Annotated in this window: 6 protein-coding genes; 2 read left to right on the top strand and 4 right to left on the bottom strand. The window is 71.1% G+C overall.

Annotated elements, in window-relative coordinates; all coding sequences use genetic code 11:
* The 3 genes from ACWJ6R_RS31410 to ACWJ6R_RS31400 form a co-directional block, all read right to left on the bottom strand.
* The coding region (locus tag ACWJ6R_RS31410; RefSeq protein WP_449065694.1) for a hypothetical protein at positions 1-232 on the bottom strand (232 nt) is incomplete at its 3' end.
* Between the two features lie 122 nt (positions 233-354).
* The gene (gene greA / locus ACWJ6R_RS31405; RefSeq protein WP_068901175.1) at positions 355-858 is read right to left on the bottom strand and encodes a transcription elongation factor GreA; all 504 of its coding nucleotides are present in this window, start codon (positions 856-858) and stop codon (positions 355-357) included.
* A 106-nt stretch (positions 859-964) separates the two neighbouring features.
* Positions 965-1,393, bottom strand: coding sequence for a DUF4307 domain-containing protein (locus ACWJ6R_RS31400; protein WP_449065693.1), 429 nt, complete (start codon positions 1,391-1,393; stop codon positions 965-967).
* Between the two features lie 171 nt (positions 1,394-1,564).
* Between ACWJ6R_RS31400 and mca the strand changes: the two genes are divergently transcribed.
* Positions 1,565-2,452, top strand: a complete 888-nt coding sequence (gene mca, locus ACWJ6R_RS31395) for a mycothiol conjugate amidase Mca (protein ID WP_449065692.1) — start codon at positions 1,565-1,567, stop codon at positions 2,450-2,452.
* A 34-nt stretch (positions 2,453-2,486) separates the two neighbouring features.
* Positions 2,487-2,684: a hypothetical protein gene (locus ACWJ6R_RS31390; RefSeq protein WP_449065691.1), complete on the top strand. Its 198-nt coding sequence runs from the start codon at positions 2,487-2,489 to the stop codon at positions 2,682-2,684.
* A gap of 90 nt (positions 2,685-2,774) precedes the next feature.
* On the opposite strand, the gene ACWJ6R_RS31385 is transcribed toward ACWJ6R_RS31390, so the two are convergent.
* Positions 2,775-3,935, bottom strand: coding sequence for a hypothetical protein (locus ACWJ6R_RS31385; protein ID WP_449065690.1), 1,161 nt, complete (start codon positions 3,933-3,935; stop codon positions 2,775-2,777).
* Positions 3,936-4,131: the final 196 nt, after the last annotated feature.

The raw sequence follows: 4,131 nt of genomic DNA, 5'->3' as shown, positions 1-4,131 counted from the left end.
CCGGCACCGCGGCCGCCGGGATGGAGCGCCCCGGCACGCCGGCGGTGCGCCCGCCGGGCCGCAGGCGCGGGCGGTAGGCGAGGTCGCGACCGACCTCCCGGATCACGTCGGAGAAACGTGTCCGCCGCTCGAACACGTCGCCTCCCCCTCGGTCGAACCCCGTCCGTTCCACCCGGCCCTCATCGGAGCGGCCCGGCTCCACGAGCCTGCCGTACTCCGCCGCCGGATGCACGCGAACCCGCCAAAACAGTCACTACCCGCACCATGGTCACCGGCGGGAATGGAAATCCCCCCGGAGACATGGCGATCCGCCGGGACCCTGTCCCGGCGGATCGGTCCAACCGTCCTCGCGGGTCAGTTGCCGCCGTTGTACGGCACGGCCTCCAGGATCTCCACGGTGTTGGAGCGGCCGTTCGGCATCGTGTAGGTGGCCTTCTCGCCGACCTTCTTGCCGTTGATCGCCGCGCCCAGCGGGGACTTGGGCGAGTAGACGTCGATCGGGGCGCCGCTCTCCTCACGGGAGGCCAGCAGGAACGCCACCTCCTCGTCGTCGCCCTCGAACCGGACGGTGACGGTCATGCCGGGCCCGACGACGCCCTCGGTGCGCGGCGCCTCGCCGACCTTGGCGGTGTCCAGGATCTGGCGGAGGTGGAAGATGCGGGCCTCCATCTTGCCCTGCTCGTCCTTGGCGGCGTGGTAGCCGCCGTTCTCCTTGAGGTCGCCCTCTTCGCGGGCGGCTTCGATCTTCTTGGCGATGTCGACGCGCCCGGGCCCCGAGAGGTATTCGAACTCCGCCTTCAGGCGGTCGTACGCCTCCTGAGTGAGCCAGGTGACGCTCTCGATGTGGGAGTCGGCCACGGGTTCTCCTTGCTTCCTCTGTGGGGCATCGTGCTGGGGATGAGCGGACGATCGAATCTCGACAGGCTAACAAGTTAACCGGCTGAACGCTTCCCCAAATGTCTCACTATACGAGATAGCAGTACTCGACGTCAGCGGAAGTGGCCTGAGCACTGGTCTCTAGCCGTTCGGTAAGCCTGACATATCCCTCACCAGCGGGAATGTCCAGCTCTCGGCTCCCGACCTCCGCGTGGCCGACGTCCATGGCGCGCAACCGGCACACGGCGGCCCGGTCGGAGGGCTTGATCACCTCGAAGGTGATCTGCGCGGAGTCGGGCCGGCCGACGTCGAACGCGATGATCTGCTTGATGACCTCGGTCTCGCCCTTGGCCGCCCACATCACGTACCCCCACCCGCCCGCCGTCACCGCGCACAGGATCGCGATCACCACGTGGACGACGAAGCGCCCCCGGCGCTCCGGACGGTCGGGGAAGTCGCCCGGGGTGCCGAGAACGGGGCCCTCGAATCGGCCCTTGCCGGCCTCGCTGGTGGCCATGACGGAATCTCCCTGCACTACCTCGGCGTTATCCGAGACAATTGTCCCTCGCGGGGGCCCCGCTCTCGCGACCGCCATAGAGAAACTAACCTCTCCCTGGAGTGATCCAGGCCAAGCCGCGAGGCCGGCGGGGGTCAGAGCCGCATCACTGAAAGAGGAGACGTCGAGCCCGTGAGTGCACCGCTGAGACTGATGGCCGTTCACGCGCATCCCGACGATGAGTCGAGCAAGGGCGCCGCCACGATGGCGCGCTATGTCGCCGAAGGCGTGGACGTGCTCGTATGCACCCTCACCGGAGGGGAGCGGGGCTCGATCCTGAATCCCAAGATGGACCGCCCCGACATCCTGGAGAACATCGGCGAGGTCCGGCGCCTGGAGATGGAGCGGGCGCGCGAGATCCTCGGGGTGAAGCAGCGTTTCCTGGGTTTCGTGGACTCCGGCCTGCCCGAGGACGAGACCGAGCCGCTGCCGGAGGGGTGCTTCGCGCTGCAGCCGCTGGAGGTCGCCTCGGCGCCGCTGGTCGCCGCGGTCCGGGAGTTCCGGCCGCACGTCATCCTGACCTACGACGACGACGGCGGCTACCCGCACCCGGACCACATCATGACCAACCGCGTCTCGGTGGAGGCCTTCGAGGCCGCCGGCGACCCCGACCGCTATCCCGAGGCCGGCGAGCCCTGGCAGCCGCTCAAGCTCTACTACCACATGGGCTTCACCAAGGACCGCTTCGAGGCGCTGCACGAGGCCATGACCGCGCGCGGCATCGGCTCGCCGTACGCCGACTGGATCGCCCGCTGGGAGGACCGTCCGCAGAAGTGGCCGGTGACCAGCCGCGTCCCCTGCGGCGACTACTTCCAGGTCCGCGACGAGGCCCTGCTCGCGCACGCCACCCAGGTCGACCCCGACGGGTTCTGGTTCGTCTGCCCGCGCGACCTGCAGCGCGAGATCTGGCCCACCGAGGACTACCACCTGTCCCGCTCCCTGGTGGACACCGAGCTGCCCGAGGACGACCTCTTCGCCGGGATCCACGCCGACGAGGTGAGCCCCGCCTCCTGCCCCTGACCCGACCACGGACCCGCGGTGGCAGACTTGGGGTGTGATTGCATTCGACATCGTCCCCAAGGGTGACGTCAGTCCGGGTCTCCTGGGGTTCCTGGTCGTGGCGGCGATGGGCCTCGCGCTCTTCCTGCTCGTCAAGTCGATGAGGAAGCAGATCTCGAAGATCGAGCTGCCCTCCGAGACCGACCTGGAGGACGCGGACAGCGAGCCGGACGGCGCCGCCCAGGCCAAGTAGGCCCGGGGCCCGCACCGGTCCGGCCGCGGCACGGCGGCCGGGCCCTCCGCGGGCGGCCGTCCGTCACCACCCGGTCCGCGCCGGCGGACGTCAGTCGCCGAGCGCGTCCGTCGACGACCAGGCCCGCTCCAGCGCCCGCGGCAGGCCCCAGTGACCCAGCGGGGTGAGGATCCCGCTGCGGTCGACGATTCCCAGCGACTCCCACAGGGGCGTGACCGCGCCGAACAGCGCCTCGGTCGCCTCCAGGTCCTCCGGCTCGTCCATGTCCACGTCGATGTCGTCGGACTCGGCGATGAGCCGCGCGACCCGCTCGGGTGAGGCCAGCACCCCGGGTCCGCGCCTGGCCAGCGCGGCCACCGCGGCCAGCCAGTCGGCGTGGTGGATCGCGCACAGCGAGGCCAGCGCCGAGTCCTCGGCGCTGAGCTCGCTCTCCACGTCGGCGAACTCCTCCACCGCGTCGTCGTCCTCCGGAAGGTCGGAGACCGGTCCGGCGATGCCGGCCGCGACGGCCAGCCAGAGCTCCTCGTCGTCGGCGGGCAGCGGCCCGTCACCGTATCCGGCGCACGCCCGCAGCACGTTCCCGGGGTATCCGGGGTCGGCCAGCACCTCGCGCAGCCGCGCGCAGGCGGCCCGCAGCTCGGCCTCGGGCCGTACCGGGTCGGGCAGCCCGGCGAGGATGCGCCGCAGCTCGTCGAGGGCGAAGGCCTCCTCCTCGTCCCAGGCCGCGAACAGCTCCTCGTCCTGCTCGTCGCTCACCACGAGTCCGGGGACCCGGCCGTCGGGGAGCGGGCCGGACAGCCACTCCTCCTGCAGGTCCTCATACGCCTTGCGGGCCGCCTCGTCGCCCCGGGCGAGCGCGTCCGGGTCGATCTCCCCCACCGCGACGAGCCCCTCCAGGTGGGCCACGAGCCTGCCGAACATCTCCCCGGCGACCGGCCCCCGCTCGTCCTCCTCCGGCCAGACGAAGAAGCTCCGGGTCAGCAGCAGCGGCTCGGTCCCGGTGGCCTCCAGCCAGCGCTGTACGTCGCCGATCGTCGCGCTCCCGGACTCGATCGCCCCCAGCGTCGCCCTGGCCGACTCCCAGAAGACCGCCGAGAGCGGGTTGCCCGCCGCCAGCATGGCCCGCCGCAGATCGGCGAGGGCCACCAGCGCCACCCCCGAGGGCACGGCGAGGAGCGCGCGGGCCACGTCGCGCCGGGTCAGCCCGGCCGCCGGGCGCCCGGCGTGCACACAGATGAAGTCGAGGTCCACGCCCGGTGAGCCTACGCTCCTCGCACGCCCGGCGGGAGGACGGTGTTGCTGCGCGCCGCACTCACCCCCTAACCGGCAGGCGTGCGTGCAGGTGCTCCATTCGTCCTGATCCTCGGCTCCGATCTCGTCGCCGGGTCATGACGGCTCTTCGAAGTTAAGCGGGGTTGAGGTGCCCGCGGCTCTTTCGAGTGGTGGC

It is taken from the genome of Planomonospora algeriensis (assembly GCF_977012225.1).
This window is presented reverse-complemented; position numbering and strand designations above follow the sequence as displayed.